The sequence below is a fragment of the Streptomyces sp. 13-12-16 genome (assembly GCF_002114215.1).
Taxonomy (GTDB): domain Bacteria; phylum Actinomycetota; class Actinomycetes; order Streptomycetales; family Streptomycetaceae; genus Streptomyces.
Map to the genome: position 1 here is coordinate 14,364 of NZ_NCTE01001420.1, position 631 is coordinate 14,994.

1 protein-coding gene is annotated in these 631 nt (G+C 77.3%); it reads right to left on the reverse strand.

Annotated features, from left to right (window positions below):
• A partial coding sequence (locus tag B7767_RS41950; RefSeq protein WP_179167549.1) for a class I SAM-dependent DNA methyltransferase occupies positions 1–631 on the reverse strand: 631 nt, incomplete at both ends.

Consider the following 631-nt stretch of genomic DNA (forward strand, 5'->3'; position numbering starts at 1 on the left):
CGGAGGCAGGAGCAGCACCGCGTGGCCGCCGGGTGCCAGATGGGCCAGCGCGTGCTGCACCCACGCCAGCTCCGACTCGGCGCGGGCCGGGACTCCGTACGCCCAACGGGGGTCGTACGCCAGCTCGTCGTGCCCCCAGTCCCGGACGCCGTACGGCGGATTGCACAGCACCGCGTCGGCGACCAGGTCGGGGAAGGCGTCCGCGCGGAGACTGTCGGCGGCGCGCACGGTGACCGTGGCCCCCGGAGCCGTCAGCATCAGGCTCACGGCGCTGCGCCGGGCCTGCACGGGAAGCGTGTCCTGGCCGTACAGCTCGCGCGTCCCTCGGCGGGCTGCCGCCGCCAGCAGGGTGCCGCTGCCGCAGGCCGGGTCCAGGACGCGGGCCGGGGAGCCGGGAATCAGGCCGGCGAGCAGGTCCGCGAGCGGCGGGGGAGTCACGTACGCGCCGGACGCGGCGCTGTCCTCCAGCTCCCGTTCCGCGAGCACGTCCAGCGCGGCCTGGCCGCCCTCGTCGCGTACACACGCGTACAACGCGCGCAACGCCGCCGCGTCGCCCACCTCAAAACGGACCGCGTCCGCGTCGGCGGCCGGCACGGCGTCGGCCGCCGACGCCGCGTCCCGCTGCGCGCGG